We start from the raw sequence: 18621 nt of genomic DNA on the forward strand, positions 1-18621 counted from the left end.
CAAATGGCGATGAAACTTTCCTACGACGGCGCATTCGCGATCATCACGCTGGACCGCCCCGATGCGCTCAACGCCCTGCAGTTCCAGATGCTGCAGGCCATCTCCGATGCCGTGGACGAAGTGGCTGCATCCAATGCGCGCGCACTCATCATTGTCGGTGCCGGCCCAAAGGCCTTCTGTGCTGGCGCCGACATCAAGGAGCTCATGAACCGCAGCCTGATGGAACAACGCAAGGGCGCGCAGTTGGGCCAACAGGCATTCAACAAGATTGCGAAGCTGCACATTCCATCGGTCGCGGTCATCCACGGCTACGCGTTTGGCGGCGGACTGGAACTGGCCATGGGCTGCACCTTCCGCATCGCCACTGCGCGCGCACGCATGGGGCTACCAGAAATCAAGCTGGGACTGATCCCCGGCTACGGAGGAACGCAGCGTCTGCCGCGTCTGATTGGAGAGGCGCGCGCGCTCGAGATGGTGATGTCCGGGAAGACCGTTGACGCCACAGAAGCTGATCGCTGGGGCCTGGTGAATCGCATCGTTGAAGGTGACGATCCACTTGCACTTGGCCAGCAATTCATGTCGGAGTTCATCGGCTACAGCTTGCCCGCATCGCAGTTCGCCCGCGAAGCCGTGGTTCGCGGCATGGAAACGACGGTGGAAGAAGGGCTCGCAGTCGAGGCCGACCTCTCCACCCTCGCCTACCAGACACAAGACGCAGTGGAAGGCATGACCGCCTTCATGGAAAAACGCAAGCCGGAGTTCAAGGATGCCTGAATCAAACAAGGGAACCGTAGTCGTCACGGGCGCAAGTCGCGGGATCGGCGCTGCCATCTCCACCGCGCTGGCGGTTGCAGGCTTTCACGTGGCCTGCCTCTCGCGCTCTGGTGAATTGCCGACGAATGCGGAACTGAGCGCCGACGCCAAAGCACGCATGCACGCACTGAAGTGCGATATCACCGACGCGATTGCAGTGAACGCGGCGTTGGATGCTGCACGCACGCATTTCGGCAAGCCGTTGGTGGGATTGATCAACAACGCAGGCATTCACCTGCAGGGCCCGTCGGCAACGTTCTCGATGCAGGACTTCGAGCGCGTGATGCAGACAAACGCCAACGCGGTGATGCTCGCCAGCCAGGCTGCATATCCGCACCTGCGCGATGCGGGTTCCGCATTGATCATCAACATCGGCTCGTTCTACGACAAGCTGGGCGTTCGCGGCAATGCGGCGTACTGCGCGTCGAAGGCGGCGGTGGCGGCCATCACGCGCTGCCTTGCGGTGGAATGGGCGCGTGATGGAATCCGCGTCGTCAACATCGCGCCTGGCTACATCGAGACAGATCTGAACCGCGAAGACCTCAACCACGGACCACTCAAGGACTTCTTGAAAAAGCGCATTCCAACCGGAGGCCCCGGCCAATCCGACGACATCGCGCAATTGGCTGCGCTGCTGTTCCAGCTCCCTGGCCGCTTCCTGACTGGCGAGACCATCTACATCGATGGTGGCCAGGGCATGGCTCTTTGACTCAACGACTTCGGACATCATCATGAACATACTTGAGCGGATGGATGCGCGCCTGCCATTGACCTCCGAGGAGAACATGCTCCTCGACAGCGTCAAGGAACTGTGCAGCGCGCAGATTGCACCTCGCGCCGCTGCATACGACCGATCGGGCGAGTTTCCGTGGGACAACGTTCGTGCCATCAACGAGCTGGGCTTGAACGCCATGTTCATTCCCGACGCCTATGGCGGCGCGCAACTGTCCTTCACCAGCTACATCGCCTGCGCGCGCGAGATATCCAAGGCCTGTGCATCAACCGGCATCATCTGGGCCACCAATTTCCATGCGATCAAACCGTTGATCGAATACGGAAGCGAAGAGCAGAAATCACGCCTGCTGCCGCGCATCGCAGAAGGTGGAGTCGCCGCGCTCGCCATCACGGAGCCATCCGCAGGATCGGACGCCACCGGCATGCGCACCAACTTCACACCCGATGGTGACGACATCATCATCAACGGTGGCAAGACCTTCATCACCAACGGTGACGTGGCTGATCTCTACCTGGTCTTCGGCAAATGGTCGGAGATTGGTGATCCCAAACAGTCGATCTCCGTTCTCATTCTCGAGAAGGGAACCGAAGGCCTGCGCGTCATGGGCACCGAGCACAAGATGGGAACGCGCGCATCGAGCACCGCCACTCTCGCATTCGACGGCTGCCGGGTTCCCCGCGCCAACCTCATCGGCAACCCAGGGGACGGTCTGCGAATTCTGTTTGGCTCGCTGAACCGATCACGCCCCAGCGTTGCTGCACACGCGCTGGGCATTGCACGCGGAGCGTTTGAAGACGCCGTGGAATACATCAACGAGCGCCGCCAATCCGGCAAGCGGATTCTGGAGTTCCAAGGCATTCAATTCATGCTGGCCGATCTGGCAAGCGAACTGGCGCTGTGCGAATCGTGGCTCTGGCGCGTCGCGCACATGGTGGATTCCGGCGATTCGGATTTCGGCATTGAAGCATCGCTGCTCAAACAGCGAGCCACCGATGCAGCCATGCGCATCACCACCGACGCTGTGCAGCTTCTGGGCGGCTACGGTTACTGCAACGACTATCGCGTGGAACGACTGATGCGTGACGCCAAGATCACGCAGATCTGGGAAGGCACGAATCAGGTGCACCGCCAGCTCATCGGTCGCAGCTTTCTCAAGAAATAACGGAGACTCTCATGACGACAATTCAAACAGTAGGTGTTGCTGGTGCAGGAACGATGGGCGCAGGCATTGCCATCGTCGCCGCGCGCGCAGGCTTTCGCACCATCGTGTTCGACACACGCCAAGAGGCACTGGACAAAGCCCGCGAGCAGACCAGCGCGTTTCTGAAGAAGTCTGAAGAGCGCGGCAAGCTGCCTCCAGGCGGCGCTGCAGCGGCAATGGAAAACTGGGCTGGAACGACCAAGCTGGAAGACATGTCCCAATGCGATCTGGTGATCGAGGCCATCTTTGAAGACCTGAAGGTCAAGCACCAACTCTTCTCCGAACTGAACAAGCACTGCCCCGAGAAGACCATCTTCGCCTCCAACACCTCCACCATCTCTATCACCGAGATAGCCGGCGGCAGCGGACGCGCGGACCGCTTTGTCGGCATGCACTTCTGCCTGCCAGCGCAGCTCATGAAGCTGATCGAGATGTCTCCAGGCATGAACACATCGCCTGAGACTTTCGAGGCCGCATGGAAGTTTGCCGAAGCCATGGGCCAGAAGCCCGTCGCCACGCAGGACACGCCGGGCTTCATCCTCAACTACTTCCTTATCCCGTTCAACAACGACGCGATCCGCCTCGTCGAGCAAGGTGTTGCCGAACCACAGGACATCGACCTCGCGATCAAGACTGCTCTCGGCTATCCAATGGGCCCGCTTGAACTGCTCGACCTCGTGGGGATGGACACCCAGAAGCTGCTGTGCGAAGCGATGCACGGCCTCACGCATGAACCGCGTGCGGCATGCCCCCCCCTGGTGCGACGCATGATCGCCGCCAACCGCCTTGGCAAGAAGACTGGTGTGGGCTTCCACACTTACAGCAACACCAAAATGTTTGGAGCATGAGCATGAGCATGAGCTACGAGATCGCAAAGGCTGGCGAAAGCCGTTCATTCCCCGAGAATCACGCATTCTTGGACTCCGCAACGCAGGGCGCAAAGGGCGTTGTCTACATCGGATCAGATGCAGGCAAGGCATTCGCTGCAGGCAAGAATCATGAGCAACGCAGCTTTGTCGCCATCGAGCTGGGCACCGAATGCCTTGGCGTACACACGGGTGAAAGCCGCGCCAAGGAAGGCTCCAACGTCATCGGCTTCGCACGCTTTCGACTGGGCAATGCTGCGCCCAGCCAACTGGTTGAACTTGTCCGCCAACCTGCCACTTCCGAATCCGCTTTGCAGGCAGCAAAAGAAGCGTTTCAGGCAGCAGGTCTGATCGTGGTGGTGTGCAACGACTTTCCCGGTCGCATCGTCGATCGCCTGATTCGCCCGTATTTCAACGCAGCCCTGAGACGCCTCGACGAAAAGCTCGCAAGCGCCGACGATCTGGACAAGACGCTGTGCCTCGGCTTGGGGTATCCCGAAGGCCCCATCTCCTTGCTCGAGCGCACAGGTCTCGCACATCACTTCAGCGTGACCCGTGATCTGCACGAAGCGCTGGGACAGGAGCCTTACGCACCCGCGCGACGCGCACGCGTCGCCGCAGCGCGCGAGCAAGTGATCTGATGGATTTGACGATGACTCAACCTCTTTCTGGATTGAAGGTGCTGGATTTCAGCACCCTGCTGCCTGGCCCTTTGTGCTCATTGCTGCTGGCAGAAGCTGGCGCGGAAGTGATCAAGCTTGAGCGCCCGGAACGCGGCGACGAGATGCGCTCTTATGAACCCAAGGCCGGAGTGGACAGCGCCAACTTCGTTCTACTGAATCGAGGAAAGCACTCGGTCAGCATCGATCTGAAATCGTCCGATGCGCTCGCGCAGCTCATGCCTTCGCTGAAGGAGGCGGATGTATTGATCGAGCAGTTCAGACCCGGCGTGATGGATCGTCTCGGCTTGGGCTATGAAGCGCTTTCCAGAATCAACCCACGTCTGATCTACTGCTCCATCACAGGATTCGGCCAGCACGGTCCGCGCGCCAAAGAAGCTGCACATGATCTGAACTACGTTGCTGCGTCGGGCACGCTTTCGCTCACAGCCGGAAGCGATGGCGCGCCGGTGCTGCCGCCAGCACTCATCGCCGATATCGCTGGTGGCACCTATCCCGCGATGATCAACATCCTGCTCGCACTGCGTCAACGCGATGTCACCGGCAAAGGCATGCACTTGGATGTGGCGATGGCCGACAACCTGTTCACCTTCCAGTATTGGGGACTAGGCAATGGCGCGCTCGGCCAGTGGCCCGCAACCGCGAGCGATCTCGTCACCGGCGGCACTCCGCGCTACCAGATCTACCGCACGGCGGACAACGCCTATCTGGCTGCAGCACCGCTGGAAGACAAGTTCTGGGGCAACTTCACCGCGCTTGTCGGTTTTGATGAACAAGCACTGTCCAAGCTCTCTCCTGGCAGTGCCATAGCGGCTGTGGCGGATGCGATCGCCAAGCAACCCGTAGCCCACTGGGAGGAAGTCTTCAAAAATCAGGACGTGTGCACAAGCCGCGTTCTGAGTTTGGAGGAAGCGCGACACGACGCCCACTTCAATGCACGCGGGTTGTTCTCGCACACGGTGACCACCGCGGACGGCGTGCAGATGCCCGCGCTGCCTGTACCAGTGGATGCAGCATTCCGCAGCTCCGATCGTTCACGTCCCACGCCAGCGCTGGGGGCGGACAACCAAATCTTGAACAAGTGAAAGTGGGACCAACATGAAAGCCATCGTTATTGACGAGTTCGTCGCGCCTGACGCTGTCGCTATCGGAGAGATGCCAACACCAGTGGTTGGCGACAACGACGTGCTGATCGCAGTGCATGCCGCAGCCGTGAACTACCCCGACGTACTGGTGGTGCAAGGCAAGTACCAGATCCTTCCAGACCGCCCTTTCGTTCCCGGCAAGGATGCCGCTGGCGTGGTGCGCGCCACAGGCGCCAATGTCAAACATGTGAAGCCCGGCGACCGTGTCGTCGCTCAGTTGGAGTTCGGAGGCTATGCCGAGTTGGTGAGCACGCAGGGTTCATCGTGCTTTCGCATTCCAGACTCTATGTCGTTTGAAGACGCCGCAGCGATGGGCCTCGTCTACCAGACAGCCTACTTCGCACTGGTGGAACGTGGTGGCTTCGTTCCTGGAGAAAAGGTGCTCATCACCGGCGCCGCAGGCGGCGTGGGCTCGGCAGCCATTCAGATTGTCAAAGGTTTGGGTGGCGTCGCACTGGCAGCGGTGAGCGGTGAAGAACACACGCGCATTGCCAAGGAGCTGGGGGCGGACGCGGTCATTGGCCTTGCCGCGCCCGATCTGCGTGATTCGCTCAGGCAGCAGGTGCATGCCGCTACCGATGGACATGGCGCAGATGTTCTGCTCGACACCTTGGGTGGCGATGTTTTTGACGCGGCCATGCGCGCAGTGGCATGGTGCGGACGTGCTGTGGTGATCGGCTTTGCATCGGGGCGCATTCCCGCCGTCAAGGTCAATTACCTGCTCGTCAAGAACATCGCAGTCAGTGGCTTGCAGTGGAGCGACTACCGCGATCGTCAACCCGAAAAGGTGCTCGACGTACAGGAGAAGATTTTCCAGCTCTACGAACAAGGCGCATTGAAGCCGAAGATTGCGGAAACCCTGGCGCTGAAGGACGCACGCATCGCCTTGAGCAAACTTTCTTCCGGCGTCACTTCAGGAAAGTACGTGCTGAGCGTCGCTTGACGACTTCACGGGACAGCGCATCAGCACATGACATCACCAGCATTTTCATCCAACACCATCCAGCGCATCGGCATCGTTGGCGCCGGAGCCATGGGGCGCGGCATCGCGCAGATCGCTGCACAGGCGGGCCTCACGGTTCATCTACATGACGTGAAGCAGCCAGCGGTGGAGGCCGCCCTTCAGCATCTTCGCTCCACTTTGGAGAGACTTTCAGAGAAGGGAAAGATCACCGCATCTGACGTTGCCAACACGCTTGCTCGCGTTCATCCGTCCATCGAACTGAGCGTGCTGGCCGACTGCGATCTGGTCGTTGAAGCCATCGTCGAGAATCTGGACATCAAGCGATCGCTGCTTGCTCAGCTTGAAGCGATCTTGCGAGACGATGCGATCATCGCGTCCAACACATCATCCCTGTCCATCACGGCCATCGCAGCGGGCGCGCGCGTCCCCGGTCGCGTTGCGGGATATCACTTCTTCAACCCGGTTGCGCTGATGAAGGTGGTCGAGGTGGTGGATGGACTGTCCACAGCGCCCGAGACCGGTGACCGACTCATGGCGCTTTCGGCAGCGATGGGGCACACACCTGTGCGCTGCAAGGACATGCCGGGTTTCATCGTCAATCACGCAGGTCGCGGCATGAACATCGAGGGTCTCAAAGTCGCGCAGGAAGGTGTCGCAGACTTTGCCGACATCGACGCCATCATGCGTGAACAGGCGGGCTTCCGCATGGGCCCTTTCGAGCTGATGGATCTGACGGGACTGGACGTATCGCACCCCGTGATGGAGTCGATCTACAACCAGTTCTACCAGGAAGCCCGCTACCGCCCTTCTCCCATTACCGCAGTGCGTGCGGTGGGTGGAATGCTGGGACGCAAGACGGCTCAAGGCTTCTATGCCTATCCCGATGGCATCAAGCTGGTTGCGCCTGAACGCAGCGCGCCAACGGCGCGCCCGCAAAGCGTGTGGGTGAGCCGTGCCGACGCACGCGGTCATGCCATGACGGTGGAGCTGCTTTCACGGCTCGGCATTCAGGCAGAACCGTCAGAGCGACCCTCGCCGAATGCGCTCATTCTTGTGACGCCTTTGGGCCTGGATGCAAGCACCGCCGCAATCAACGAAGAGCTTGACGCTACGCGCGTGGTTGCCATCGACACGCTGCTCCCGTTTGCGAACACCAAGCGCCGAACGTTGATGACAACGCCACTCACAAGCGATGCATTCAAGGGGGCGGCGCACGGTCTGCTGTCCAGCGACGGCACATCCGTCACCGTGATCCACGACTCAGCAGGCTTTGTCGCGCAGCGCATTCTCTGCAGCATCATCAACATCGCGTGCGACATTGCCCAACAGCGCATTGCATCCCCCAAGGACATTGATCTGGCAGTGAATCTGGGACTGGGCTACCCCAAGGGACCTTTGGCATTGGGCGACGCCATCGGTGCGCCGCTGGTTCTGCAGACCCTGCGCGCATTGCATGAGTTGACCGGTGACATGCGCTACCGCCCCAGCCCCTGGCTATGGCGCCGTGCGGGATTGGGAGCGTCGCTGCTGCATGCGCAGACCTGATTCCACGCATCAATGCACTGCAAGGCCGTGAACCTTCTTCACGGCCTTTTTTCTTGGGCAGCAACACGAACACGTTCAAAAACAAAAATGCTCGTTGAATTCAAACCATCCCTCAACGTGTCCTCAACGACTACATGTTTGCACGCAAGTGTGTAGTCAAACTGTGTTTCAAGTACACCAAAACACATCGTTTGTGCCTGTTTCAGCTGCTTTCCGACTGGCACGCTAGTTGCAAATAGAAAGGTGCGAGTGAGAACACCAGCTCACTGCCTCATCACGATAACTAACGCAAGGAGATAGACAATGAAAGCAACCGCAATGCGACTCGCCACCGTAGCCGCAGCAGCCGCCACGGCAGTCGTGGCACAGACCAGCTTCGCGGCAGAGCCATTCCGCGTGGGCGCCATCGTTGACATGACGGGTGTGTATGCAGGCATCGGCGGGCCCGGCGGTGTCGCCGCAGTCAAGATGGCAGTGCAGGATTTTGGTGGAAGCGTACTGGGTCGCCCCATCGAGGTGGTCAGCGCCGACTACCAGAACAAGGTAGACATCACGTCCACCAAGGCGCGCGAATGGCTGGATCGCGGCAATGTGGAAATGATCATCGAATCGACCGACTCCGCTTCCGCTCTGGCACTGCAGAAGCTGGGTCTCGACAAGAAGAAGATCACCATCGCAGCAGGTTCGGCCACCACGGAGCTGACAGGCAAGCAGTGCACTCCTTACGGCATCCACTACGTGTACAACACCTACTCGCTGGCCAACGGCACAGCGCGCGCCATCGTGGAGGAAGGCAAGAAGGACTGGTTCTTCATCACTGCCGATTACGCATTCGGTCATTCGCTCGAAGCCAACGCTTCCGCAGTCGTAGAGCAGATGGGCGGTAAGGTGCTGGGCAAGGTGCGCCATCCACTTTCGGCGTCCGATTTCGGCTCGTTCCTGCTGCAGGCGCAATCGTCCAAGGCACAGGTCATCGGCCTTGCGAATGCTGGGCGCGACACGCAGAACTCCATTCGTCAGGCTGCAGAATTTGGCCTGAGCGCAGGCAAGCAACTTGTCGCGCCGCTGCTGATCGTCGATACCGATCTGAAGGGCATTGGCTTGAAAGCCGCGCAAGGTCTGCAGTTCACCACAGCCTTCTACTGGGACTACAACGACGAGACACGCGCGTTCAGCAAGAAGTTCCATGCACAGACCAAGCTGATGCCGACGATGGTGCAAGCGGGCATGTACTCCGCCACCATGCACTACCTCAACGCCGTGAAGGCCGCAGGCACGGCCGATGCCGACAAGGTCATGGCCAAGATGCGCGAGACGCCCATCAACGACTTCTTCGCCAAGGACGGAAAAATTCTGGCGAACGGCCTGATGTCGCACGACATGTACCTGGCCGAAGCCAAGAAGCCTGCCGAATCCAAGGGCGAATGGGATCTGCTGACCATCCGCAAGGTGATCCCCAAGGCGCAGGCATTCGAGCCACTCGAAAAGAGCGCCTGCCCACTGAAGGGCTGAGCGCCAACCTCGCGTTCATGGCGATTGCGGCAGACGCATAGCCGACAGCCCGCAACCATCCTCTTTCCCCTTCTCTTCCACAGCCACGGCACTGCCTTTCAGCAGCGCTGCGGCTTCACTCGCCCTTTGCGGCCAGATTCTTCATTTGCCTATGTCGGATTTCATTCTGCAAACTCAACGCTTGTCCAAAGCGTTCAAAGGGTTCACTGCGGTCAGCGATGTCAACCTGCAGGTTCGCCGGGGATCCATACACGCGCTCATCGGCCCCAACGGTGCCGGCAAGACGACATGCTTCAATCTGCTGACCAAGTTTCTTGAACCCACTGCTGGCACCATCCTGTTCAACGGCATCGACATCACCCGCGAAAAGCCTGCGCAGATCGCGCGTCGAGGTGTCATCCGTTCATTCCAGATTTCCGCAGTCTTCCCGCACCTGACGGTGCTCGACAACGTGCGCGTGGGACTGCAGCGCAAACTGGGAATGACCTACCAGTTCTGGCGCAGCGGCACATCGCTGAACACATTGAACGCGCAGGCAATGGAGTTGCTGGATCACGTCGGCCTGAGCGAGTTCGCAAGGACCGTCACAGTCAACCTGCCCTACGGACGCAAGCGCGCGCTCGAAATCGCCACCACATTGGCGATGGAGCCCGAGCTGATGCTGCTCGACGAACCGTCTCAAGGCATGGGCCATGAAGATGTGGATCGTGTCACGCAGCTCATCAAGAAGGTCTCCGCCGGTCGCACCATTCTCATGGTCGAGCACAACATGGGCATCGTCTCCTCCATCGCCGATCGCATCACCGTACTGCAACGCGGCGCGATTCTGGCAGAGGGTGCGTACGAACAGGTATCCACCGATCCACGCGTTATGGAAGCCTACATGGGCACGACCGACACAGAACTGCAGGGAGCGCATTGATGAACATGAACACCAACGCCCCCGCACTGGAAATCAAAGGCCTGCACGCCTGGTACGGCGAATCGCACATCCTGCACGGAGTGGATCTGACGGTGCATCGCGGCGAAGTCCTGACACTGCTTGGCCGCAACGGCGCAGGCCGCACCAGCACGCTGCGCGCCATCATGGGTCTGACGGGCGCCCGCAAAGGCTCCATCAAGATCAACGGCAGCGAAACCATTGGCCTTCCAACCTACAAGATTGCGCATCTCGGCGTGGGCTACTGCCCTGAAGAGCGCGGAATCTTCTCCAGCCTCAACTGCGAAGAGAACCTGCTGCTCCCACCCTTGCTCAAGGGCGGCACTGCCGAGCAGGCCATGTCCGAAGCGCAGATCTACGAGATCTTCCCCAACCTTGCGGAGCGCAGGATGAGCCAGGGCACCCGGCTCTCAGGCGGTGAGCAGCAGATGCTTGCCGTGGCGCGCATTCTTCGCACCGGCGCAAATCTTCTGCTGCTCGACGAAATCTCCGAAGGCCTTGCGCCCGTCATCGTGCAGGCACTGGCCCACATGATTCTGATGCTCAAGCACAAAGGCTACACGGTGGTGATGGTGGAACAGAACTTCCGCTTTGCCGCGCCACTTGCCGATCGCTTCTACGTGATGGAGCACGGCACCATCGTCGAAGGCTTCACCGCCGACCAACTTCCTTCCAAGACTCCGGTGCTCAACGAGCTGCTCGGTGTTTGACGACAAAGGAAACGCAATGTCCTTCAATATCGGAATTCCCTTGCCCGCGCTGCTTTCGCAACTGCTGCTGGGCTTGGTCAACGGCGCGTTCTACGCGATGCTGAGTCTCGGCCTGGCCGTGATCTTCGGGTTGCTCAACGTGATCAACTTCGCGCACGGCGCGCTGTTCATGCTTGGCGCACTGCTGGCATGGGTCGCCATGGATCAGTTGGGGATCAACTACTGGGTGATGCTGCTGTTGTCACCGTTGATCGTCGGCTTGATCGGCGTGGTGATCGAAAAGACCATGCTGCGCCGCGTATACAAGCTCGATCACATCTACGGGCTGCTTCTCACACTGGGCATCACGCTGGTGATCGAGGGCGTATGCCGCTCCATCTACGGCGTGTCGGGTCTGCCCTATTCGTCGCCTGAAGCGCTGCAAGGCGCCACCGACATCGGCTTCATGCAGTTGCCCAACTACCGTGCTTGGGTCGTTGTGGCATCACTCATCGTCTGCATTGGCACCTGGTACGTCATCGAACGAACCAAACTCGGATCGTACCTGCGCGCTGGCACCGAGAACCCGAAGATCGTCGAAGCTTTCGGCATCAATGTGCCGCGCATGGTCACGCTGACCTACGGCTTCGGCGTGGCGCTTGCTGCATTCGCTGGCGTGCTGGCCGCGCCCGTCATGCAGGTATCGCCACTCATGGGGCAGAACCTGATCATCGTCGTCTTCGCCGTCGTGGTGATCGGCGGCATGGGATCGATTCTGGGCGCGGTGATCACCGGGCTGGGTCTGGGCGTGATCGAAGGTCTCACCAAGGTGTTCTACCCGGAGGCCTCATCCACCGTGGTGTTCGTTGTGATGGCGTTGGTTCTACTGGTGCGTCCCGCAGGCCTGTTCGGCAAGGAAAAATGATGACTGAAATCTCGATTCAAACCCCAATCAAACAGTCCAGCGGTACACCCTCCACTCCGTTCAACAAGACACCCCTCGTGTGGCTGTTGCTGCTGATCGTACTGTCACTCGCACCTTCACTGGGCGCCTACCCGGTGTTCGTGATGAAAGTGCTTTGCCTTGCGCTGTTCGCTTCAGCCTTCAACCTGCTGCTGGGATACACGGGATTGCTGTCTTTCGGCCACGCCGCGCTGTTCGGCGGCGCGGGCTACGCGGCAGGCTATGCCATCAAGCAATGGCATGTATCCACGGAGCTGAGTCTGCTGCTGGGCATGACAACCGCCGCTCTGCTCGGTCTGGTGATGGGACTGCTGGCCATCCGCAGGCAAGGCATCTACTTTGCGATGATCACATTGGCATTGGCGCAGATGGTGTTCTTTCTCTGCCTACAGGTGCCACAGACCGGCGGAGAAGATGGCCTGCAAGGCATCCCGCGAGGCGCACTTTTCGGTGTGTTCGATCTATCGAGCGACGGCCGATTTTACTACTTCGTGGTAGTCATCTTCATAGCGGCGATGGCGCTCATCGCACGCATCGTCAATTCACCGTTCGGTCAGATCCTTCGCGCCATCAAGGAGAACGAATCCCGCGCAATCTCGCTCGGCTACAGCACGGAAAACGTCAAGCTGCTGGCTTTCATCCTCTCCGCCACACTCGCAGGTTTGGCAGGATCGCTCAAGGCACTGTCACTCGGTTTCGAAACACTGACGGACGTGCACTGGAGCATGTCCGGCGCAGTGATCCTCATGACGCTACTTGGCGGAATGGGCACGCTCAGCGGCCCCGTCGTCGGTGCACTGGTGATCGTGATTCTGGAAAACAAACTCGGAGAAATCGGCGCAGCGCTCGCCCGGTGGACAGGCATCGAATGGTTCGTATCGCTGGGCGAATCCGTGACCATCGTGACCGGGCTGATCTTCATTCTGTGCGTGCTGACATTCAGAAATGGGATTGTGGGAGTTACCGCGCAGTTGACTCGAAAGTCAATGCGAGCAAGATAGCTTCACCGCACCGTGCTTAGCCTTCGGTTCTCGGATGATTGGATCGTAAAAGCCAAACGTCCGTCATTGCTCAGCTATGAGGTGCTCAAGAAGGTTGTGACAACATGGGCACCCGATTCAGGTGAGATGCTATTCTGATCTCAATTCAGAAGAGCGCAACGACCACACCAGTGATTCGTCTAGCGCTGCAGCAATCCACTGTAGCCGACCTCGAACTGCCGTAGCAATATGGCATCGGTCTTGGTACGGTGAGAAGGTGGCACCATCGAACGAGCGTGCAGGATGCAAGCCCTACGCTAAGTGTGGCTCAAGAAGAACTGGTGATTTGTCTACACAATCAACTGTAGCTGTCAGGTCCCGGATGATTGGATCGTAAAAACCAAGCGTCCGCTACTGTTCAGCCGAGAGGTACTCAAAGCGGTTGTGGCAACATGGCGCATCGAGACAGGAGAGACGCCATGCTGATCTCATTGCACAAGAACGCAACCACCACGCCAGCGATTCGCCTGGCGCTGCAGCAATCGAGTGCGTCCGACCACGAGCTTGCGCAGCAATATGGCATTGGACTTGGTACGGTGCGCAAGTGGCGCCATCGCACAAGCGTGCAGGATGAAAGCCATACCGCTCATCACCTGCAGACAACGCTCAACGCAGCGCAGGAAGAGCTGGTGATCTATCTGCGATCTCAACTGCTGCTGCCTCTGGATGATTTGCTGGCAGTCGTTCACGAATTCATTGAACCTGCGATGAGCCGCTCGGCGCTGGATCGATTGCTGCGTCGCCGAGGACATTCGCGCTTACCCACGGCCGTTCGAGCCGAGCACGAAAGCAAACCGTTCAAAGCCTATGAGCCGGGCTATGTGCACATTGATGTGAAGTACCTGCCCCAGATGCAGGATGAGAACAAGCGCCGATATGTCTTTGTTGCCATTGACCGAGCTACGCGTTGGGTGTTCATCCAGATCAAGCAATACAAGACGGCAGCGGCTGCGCACGCGTTTTTGGCGACCCTGAAGAAAGCTGCTTGCTTCAAGATTCGCACGATCCTCACAGATAACGGCAAAGAGTTCTCGGATCGTCTGTTTGGCAAGCACGAGAAGCAACCAAGCGGTGATCACGAGTTTGATTTACTGTGCAAGGAACTCGGTATAGAGCACCGACTCACACGGCCCAGAACGCCACGTACCAACGGAATGGTGGAGCGCTTCAACGGAAGGCTCAGCCAAGTGCTGCGCACGCATCACTTCAACAGTGCAGAGGATCTAGAGAAGACGCTTCATCGCTTTGTGTGGCTGTACAACCAGCAGATTCCACAGAAAGCTCTGCGGCATGAAACGCCCGTTCAGGCCCTCAAGCGATGGCAGGCGTCACATCCAAAATTGTTTGAAAAGAACGTGCGCAATCATCCGGGACCTGACATGTAGCTACCGCTCGATGATTTGGTGACCATCATCCACGAGTATATTTAACCGGCAATAAGCCGCTCGGTGCTGTGCCGACTGCGCCTCTGCAGGGGGCATCACGCTTGCCGGCGCCCGTCAAGTCCGAGAATGAAAACAAGTCATTCAAGGCCTACGAGTCAGGCTTTATGCACAGCGGCGTTATCTGACACCAAGCTGAATCGCCCCGGATTCTCTAGACACTTTCGAGCCGTTGGGAATGCCGTCTTTCGAACTCTACCGGAGAGATATCTCCGGCGGTGCCATGACGCCTTTTCGGGTTGTAAAACATCTCGATGTAGTTGAAGACATCAGCCCTGGCCTCATCGCGCGTCGGGTAAATCTGGCGGCGAATACGCTCGCGCTTGAGCAACTGGAAGAAGCTCTCGGCCACGGCGTTGTCGTGACAGTTGCCGCGACGACTCATGCTGGAGACCAGATTGTGATCTCGCAGAAAGCCCTGCCAGTCATGGCCTGTAAACTGACTACCCTGATCCGAATGCACCATGACAGGCAGCTTAGGCCTGCGACGCCACAAGGCCATCAACAGTGCATCGAGCACCAAGCCAGTATCGATGCGGCTGCCCATAGACCAGCCAACAACCTGACGTGAGAACAGGTCAACCACCACCGCCAGATACAGCCAACCTTCATGGGTGCGGATGTATGTGATGTCAGTCACCCAAGCTTGGTTGGGCTCGGCCGCTGCGAAGCGGCGCTGCAAGTGATTGGGCGCGACGATGGCAGGTTTGCCGCCACGCATGCCTGCACGGCGTTTGTAGCCCGTCTGTGAGCGCAGCCCCTCGATTTTGAGCAGTCGTGCCACGCGATGCTTGCCGCAGCTCTCGCCCAAATCACGCATGTCCATGGTCAGCTTGCGATAGCCATAGACGCCACCACTCTCGAGCCACGCATGCTTGAGAAGACCCAACAGACGTTGATCGTCCTTTGCACGAAGGCTCATCGGTTGCGCCTTCCAGGCGTAGTAGCCGCTAGGGTGTACAGCCATGACCTTGCACAGTCGGCGAATGCTGTACTCACCTTCATGGCGCTTGATGAATGCGTACTTCACCCGGACTGCTTGGCAAAGTACGCTGCGGCCTTTTTTAGGATGTCGCGCTCCTCTGTGACTCGCTTGAGTTCAGCCTTCAGTCGTCGCAACTCCTCGGTTTGTGACACCTGTGCCGGCCGATCATGGGCAGGCGTTCCTTGAGCCTTGATCCATTGATAAAGGCTGTGCTGACTTACGCCTAGTCGGGCTGAAACATCGGCCACCTTATGGCCGCGCTCAGTGATCTGCTTGACCGCTTCGGTCTTGAATTCTTGGGGATATCTTTGCTTACTCATGGCACCTCCTATTGGGCCTTAGATTTGAGGCTCAGAGGTGTCTAGAAAACCCGGGGCGATTCAGGCCATGGCATAACTGCGTCTGGGGTTTGGCGTAGCGCGGACTCAGGACGCTTTATGCAACAAAGCCGTATTGGGATATATCTCAATATGGCCAAATCGTCTCCATTTCATGAAGGCAATCATCATGGCCCTGACCCATCGCCAAGTGGATTGCAAGCCCGACACGCATTTCGGTTTCACAGCCCAAAACAGCGTGGAAGGTGTGTCGGCACGTCCGTTCTACGAGACGCCGTTCGCCGACCTGTTCGAAGGCGAGGTTCAAAAATGAGGCTGCCTGTCGCCTTGGCCATCGCGATTATTGCGCCCCGACAGTCCAGCGCTGAACAAACTAGCGCACCGGCCACTATCCATGTCGCCGCTTGCAGCCTCGAATTCGACCTGCGCGCAGACTACAAGATCACTCGCCACAAGCACACGCAAGACGAACCCAGCGGGGATCAGGGCCGGCAATGCAGCTTCGACATCTTCAAAGCGAAGCTCGACCCAGCCCAGCGCGGCGAATGCAAGGACAAGGACGAAGGCGGCGAGCGGCCCAACGACGTGTGCGACTGGATGCTCTCCACCGGCGGCCCCACAACCCGTAACCGGTGAGTCCCCCACACTGTCGCAGCGGCTTTCCTTGGCAAATTAGTTGTTGCCACCACCACCACCGCAAACTCCCTCATATCTAACGTGCACAGGGGTGTTCTCATCCGTCAGAGCCGGTGGCGATCCAGCCGATCCCGGCACCCAGGACAGGCCAGCAGCGGTGGAGGAGGATGTCACTCCGTCGAAGAGGGTGAAAGATGCGGGCCCGTAAGTAAATCCACTGGCAAACGGCGTCCCATTATCGATAGTGAGCTCGATCGTGTTCAAAACCAACGCATCTGTAGGCAGCCCAACCACATGGGTAGCTCCATCAGTACCGAAATAATACCAAGATAAATCAAAGTCATACTGACACTTCGTGTTCACGGTCAGCACCGCAGTGCTGCACACGGCGGCATTGGGTGAGGGGGCGCAAACCTGATAATTCACTGTGCAATTGCCGCTCCCCGGCACATCGTAGGTCGCCATACCGGTGCTGCTCACGCTGGAGTTGGTGCAGGTGCCGCCGGGTTCCAAAGTGAACAGACTTCCTGGCGGATAGGTGTCGTTTGGCGTTATGTCTGATGTGGCGCCAACAGTATTCGCAAGCTGAAGGGCCTCATCATCCACAGGAGTAACGACGGGAACCACAGGAACGACGGGAATGACGGTCAGCACCGCTGTGCTGCACACGGCGGTATTGGGTGTCGGGGCGCAAACCTGATAATTCACTGTGCAATTGCCGCTCCCCGGTACATCGTAGGTCGCCGTGCCGGTGCTGCTCACGCTGGAGTTGGTGCAGGTGCCGCCGGGTTGCAACGTGAACAGACTTCCTGGTGGATAAGAGTCGTTTGGCGTTATGTCTGAGGTGGCGCCAACGGCACCGGCAGGCCAGCTGGCCGTATCGTTCACAGCGGTAACGACAGGGTCGGCGCAGGAGCCAGCAAGTTGCACGGTACAACTCTGATTTGGCGACAGTTGAGTGCCCACGGCACAGTCTGTAGGGGGACTCAACAAACTGGTACCTGCGCCCGGAGTCAGTTCCGTAATTTTGAGCAAGACGTTGGTATTATTTTTGACGGTATTGGCGTTGGTACCAGTGATGCTGAGCGTGCCGCCAGAACTGCTGTCCAGCGACAATGCGGTCAACACCTGACTCATCAGGTCTGTGGGTGTCATCGCGCTCAAGGCCAGCACACAGGCCATCATCAACGAGGCCACCCTGCCAGTGATTGCCAGTTGGCGCCAGGCTAAGGCAAGCACCCCCAGAAGCAGCAACGCCAAGCCAAAGATCGAGAGTGACGGCACAGCGGCTGGGGGGACCATCGGTTCTGCCGTGTAAACCAAATTCGCGGAGCATGATGCAGCTGCCTGCGCAAACGCCATTTTACCGGGTACAAGTCCTAGAAAACCCGTGACCAAGGCGCCCGTCGGCAAACGCGCTCTCCGTGGATCCACCATAAATGCATCAAGTGTAATTTTTTTCATAAAACAACTACCAATCTTGGGTTACGATAGATTTGCGCAAATCATCACAATCCTCCCCCAGTAGAAATTGGAAGATTGTTCAAGATCCTGCAGCACAGAATTGGAAGTTCCCAAGCCTATCGGTAACCATTCAATAGGATCCATGAAAAATCCCCATCCGAGTAGAACGTTCTACACGCGTTTTGTCGAGATAGGCAAGGGATAAGGTACTCCTGTTTGGTCAAATTTTCAACTCGAAATCGATCAGTATTTCAACCGTCTGCTAGACGTGTCTCCCAAAGAATTGCTTGGCTAGTACCTAGACAGGCGCGATAGCCAATCCCTTTGCAATCAGCAAAAAAACTCGAACCCCAACTTGACGCAAAACATGCTCTTGAACCGCCGCTTGAGATCACGACGTGAGAAGCTGGGCTGGTCTCAGGAGAAAGTGGGGTGCTGATCGGCATCGAAGAATCGTCAAACCGTGCTCGGATCAGCCGATATGAGTTGGGGACGCATGAGCCCCCCGGTGAAGACAGCACGATTGATTGCAGAGACACTGGGTGTGTCCCTCGCCTACCTGTACTGTGAAGACGATCAATGCGCGCGACTATTGCTGGCACTTGAAGGCGTGAGCAAGCCGCAGAGAGACAAAAAGCTGACGCAGTGGCTGAGTGAATTT

Annotated in this window: 18 protein-coding genes; 16 read left to right on the forward strand and 2 right to left on the reverse strand. The window is 58.4% G+C overall.

Annotated features, from left to right (window positions below; all coding sequences use genetic code 11):
* Window positions 1-3 precede the first annotated feature (3 nt).
* The 14 genes from G7048_RS02510 to G7048_RS02575 all read left to right on the forward strand — a co-directional run bounded on the left by G7048_RS02510 (window position 4) and on the right by G7048_RS02575 (window position 14480).
* Window positions 4-774, forward strand: coding sequence for an enoyl-CoA hydratase/isomerase family protein (locus G7048_RS02510; protein WP_166066644.1), 771 nt, complete (start codon window positions 4-6; stop codon window positions 772-774).
* The gene (locus tag G7048_RS02515) at window positions 767-1522 is read left to right on the forward strand and encodes an SDR family NAD(P)-dependent oxidoreductase (RefSeq protein WP_166066645.1); all 756 of its coding nucleotides are present in this window, start codon (window positions 767-769) and stop codon (window positions 1520-1522) included. Before G7048_RS02510 ends, G7048_RS02515 begins: the two co-directional genes overlap by 8 nt.
* Before the next feature lie 22 nt (window positions 1523-1544).
* A complete protein-coding gene (locus tag G7048_RS02520) occupies window positions 1545-2711 on the forward strand; it encodes an acyl-CoA dehydrogenase family protein (RefSeq protein ID WP_166066646.1) in 1167 nt (388 codons plus the stop codon).
* Window positions 2712-2722: 11 nt separating this feature from the next.
* Window positions 2723-3598, forward strand: a complete 876-nt coding sequence (locus tag G7048_RS02525; protein WP_166066647.1) for a 3-hydroxyacyl-CoA dehydrogenase family protein — start codon at window positions 2723-2725, stop codon at window positions 3596-3598.
* A 2-nt stretch (window positions 3599-3600) separates the two neighbouring features.
* Entirely contained in the window at window positions 3601-4257 is a 657-nt protein-coding gene (locus G7048_RS02530) for a 3-hydroxyacyl-CoA dehydrogenase family protein (protein ID WP_240933137.1), read from the forward strand.
* 11 nt (window positions 4258-4268) lie between these two features.
* Window positions 4269-5381 (forward strand): CaiB/BaiF CoA-transferase family protein, encoded by a 1113-nt coding sequence (locus G7048_RS02535; RefSeq protein WP_166066648.1) that lies wholly within the window; start codon window positions 4269-4271, stop codon window positions 5379-5381.
* A gap of 13 nt (window positions 5382-5394) precedes the next feature.
* Window positions 5395-6384, forward strand: a complete 990-nt coding sequence (locus G7048_RS02540; protein WP_166066649.1) for an NADPH:quinone oxidoreductase family protein — start codon at window positions 5395-5397, stop codon at window positions 6382-6384.
* 27 nt (window positions 6385-6411) lie between these two features.
* Window positions 6412-7950 carry a 3-hydroxyacyl-CoA dehydrogenase gene (locus tag G7048_RS02545; protein WP_166066650.1) on the forward strand — a complete coding sequence of 513 codons (1539 nt, stop codon included), beginning with the start codon at window positions 6412-6414 and terminating at the stop codon, window positions 7948-7950.
* A gap of 303 nt (window positions 7951-8253) precedes the next feature.
* A complete protein-coding gene (locus G7048_RS02550) occupies window positions 8254-9462 on the forward strand; it encodes an ABC transporter substrate-binding protein (protein ID WP_240933138.1) in 1209 nt (402 codons plus the stop codon).
* 151 nt (window positions 9463-9613) lie between these two features.
* Complete coding sequence (locus G7048_RS02555; protein WP_166066651.1) at window positions 9614-10384, forward strand: ABC transporter ATP-binding protein; 771 nt, start codon at window positions 9614-9616, stop codon at window positions 10382-10384.
* Window positions 10384-11112 (forward strand): ABC transporter ATP-binding protein, encoded by a 729-nt coding sequence (locus G7048_RS02560; protein WP_371747608.1) that lies wholly within the window; start codon window positions 10384-10386, stop codon window positions 11110-11112. Before G7048_RS02555 ends, G7048_RS02560 begins: the two co-directional genes overlap by 1 nt.
* A gap of 16 nt (window positions 11113-11128) precedes the next feature.
* Window positions 11129-12016 (forward strand): branched-chain amino acid ABC transporter permease, encoded by an 888-nt coding sequence (locus G7048_RS02565; RefSeq protein WP_166066653.1) that lies wholly within the window; start codon window positions 11129-11131, stop codon window positions 12014-12016.
* Window positions 12013-13056 carry a branched-chain amino acid ABC transporter permease gene (locus G7048_RS02570; protein WP_205750328.1) on the forward strand — a complete coding sequence of 348 codons (1044 nt, stop codon included), beginning with the start codon at window positions 12013-12015 and terminating at the stop codon, window positions 13054-13056. Before G7048_RS02565 ends, G7048_RS02570 begins: the two co-directional genes overlap by 4 nt.
* Before the next feature lie 458 nt (window positions 13057-13514).
* Window positions 13515-14480 (forward strand): IS481 family transposase, encoded by a 966-nt coding sequence (locus G7048_RS02575; RefSeq protein ID WP_166066654.1) that lies wholly within the window; start codon window positions 13515-13517, stop codon window positions 14478-14480.
* A gap of 211 nt (window positions 14481-14691) precedes the next feature.
* Here G7048_RS02575 and G7048_RS02580 read toward each other — a convergent pair.
* Window positions 14692-15842 (reverse strand): IS3 family transposase gene (locus G7048_RS02580; protein ID WP_166066655.1). Its coding sequence is split into 2 segments (ribosomal slippage): window positions 14692-15596 and window positions 15596-15842, totalling 1152 coding nucleotides; the frame shifts between segments, so codons are not numbered across the junction.
* A 187-nt stretch (window positions 15843-16029) separates the two neighbouring features.
* Here G7048_RS02580 and G7048_RS02585 point away from each other — a divergent pair.
* Complete coding sequence (locus tag G7048_RS02585; RefSeq protein ID WP_166066656.1) at window positions 16030-16173, forward strand: hypothetical protein; 144 nt, start codon at window positions 16030-16032, stop codon at window positions 16171-16173.
* 14 nt (window positions 16174-16187) lie between these two features.
* Window positions 16188-16496 (forward strand): hypothetical protein, encoded by a 309-nt coding sequence (locus G7048_RS02590; protein WP_166066657.1) that lies wholly within the window; start codon window positions 16188-16190, stop codon window positions 16494-16496.
* Window positions 16497-16532: 36 nt separating this feature from the next.
* Here the strand turns inward: G7048_RS02590 and G7048_RS02595 are convergent, their stop codons facing one another.
* A complete protein-coding gene (locus G7048_RS02595) occupies window positions 16533-17960 on the reverse strand; it encodes a midcut-by-XrtH protein (protein WP_166066658.1) in 1428 nt (475 codons plus the stop codon).
* Between the last annotated feature and the right edge of the window lie 661 nt (window positions 17961-18621).

Origin of the sequence: Diaphorobacter sp. HDW4B, from assembly GCF_011305535.1 — a bacterium.
GTDB lineage: Bacteria > Pseudomonadota > Gammaproteobacteria > Burkholderiales > Burkholderiaceae_C > Diaphorobacter_A.

What these genes read in the sequence shown, in the direction of transcription:
- G7048_RS02540 (WP_166066649.1), top strand. Translation starts at nt 5,395, where the DNA reads ATGAAAGCCATCGTTATTGACGAGTTCGTCGCGCCTGACGCTGTCGCT.
- G7048_RS02595 (WP_166066658.1), bottom strand. Translation starts at nt 17,960, where the DNA reads ATGAAAAAAATTACACTTGATGCATTTATGGTGGATCCACGGAGAGCG.
- G7048_RS02525 (WP_166066647.1), top strand. Translation starts at nt 2,723, where the DNA reads ATGACGACAATTCAAACAGTAGGTGTTGCTGGTGCAGGAACGATGGGC.
- G7048_RS02585 (WP_166066656.1), top strand. Translation starts at nt 16,030, where the DNA reads ATGGCCCTGACCCATCGCCAAGTGGATTGCAAGCCCGACACGCATTTC.
- G7048_RS02535 (WP_166066648.1), top strand. Translation starts at nt 4,269, where the DNA reads ATGACTCAACCTCTTTCTGGATTGAAGGTGCTGGATTTCAGCACCCTG.
- G7048_RS02545 (WP_166066650.1), top strand. Translation starts at nt 6,412, where the DNA reads ATGACATCACCAGCATTTTCATCCAACACCATCCAGCGCATCGGCATC.
- G7048_RS02515 (WP_166066645.1), top strand. Translation starts at nt 767, where the DNA reads ATGCCTGAATCAAACAAGGGAACCGTAGTCGTCACGGGCGCAAGTCGC.
- G7048_RS02570 (WP_205750328.1), top strand. Translation starts at nt 12,013, where the DNA reads ATGATGACTGAAATCTCGATTCAAACCCCAATCAAACAGTCCAGCGGT.
- G7048_RS02520 (WP_166066646.1), top strand. Translation starts at nt 1,545, where the DNA reads ATGAACATACTTGAGCGGATGGATGCGCGCCTGCCATTGACCTCCGAG.
- G7048_RS02565 (WP_166066653.1), top strand. Translation starts at nt 11,129, where the DNA reads ATGTCCTTCAATATCGGAATTCCCTTGCCCGCGCTGCTTTCGCAACTG.
- G7048_RS02560 (WP_371747608.1), top strand. Translation starts at nt 10,384, where the DNA reads ATGAACATGAACACCAACGCCCCCGCACTGGAAATCAAAGGCCTGCAC.
- G7048_RS02510 (WP_166066644.1), top strand. Translation starts at nt 4, where the DNA reads ATGGCGATGAAACTTTCCTACGACGGCGCATTCGCGATCATCACGCTG.
- G7048_RS02550 (WP_240933138.1), top strand. Translation starts at nt 8,254, where the DNA reads ATGAAAGCAACCGCAATGCGACTCGCCACCGTAGCCGCAGCAGCCGCC.
- G7048_RS02530 (WP_240933137.1), top strand. Translation starts at nt 3,601, where the DNA reads ATGAGCATGAGCTACGAGATCGCAAAGGCTGGCGAAAGCCGTTCATTC.
- G7048_RS02555 (WP_166066651.1), top strand. Translation starts at nt 9,614, where the DNA reads ATGTCGGATTTCATTCTGCAAACTCAACGCTTGTCCAAAGCGTTCAAA.
- G7048_RS02575 (WP_166066654.1), top strand. Translation starts at nt 13,515, where the DNA reads ATGCTGATCTCATTGCACAAGAACGCAACCACCACGCCAGCGATTCGC.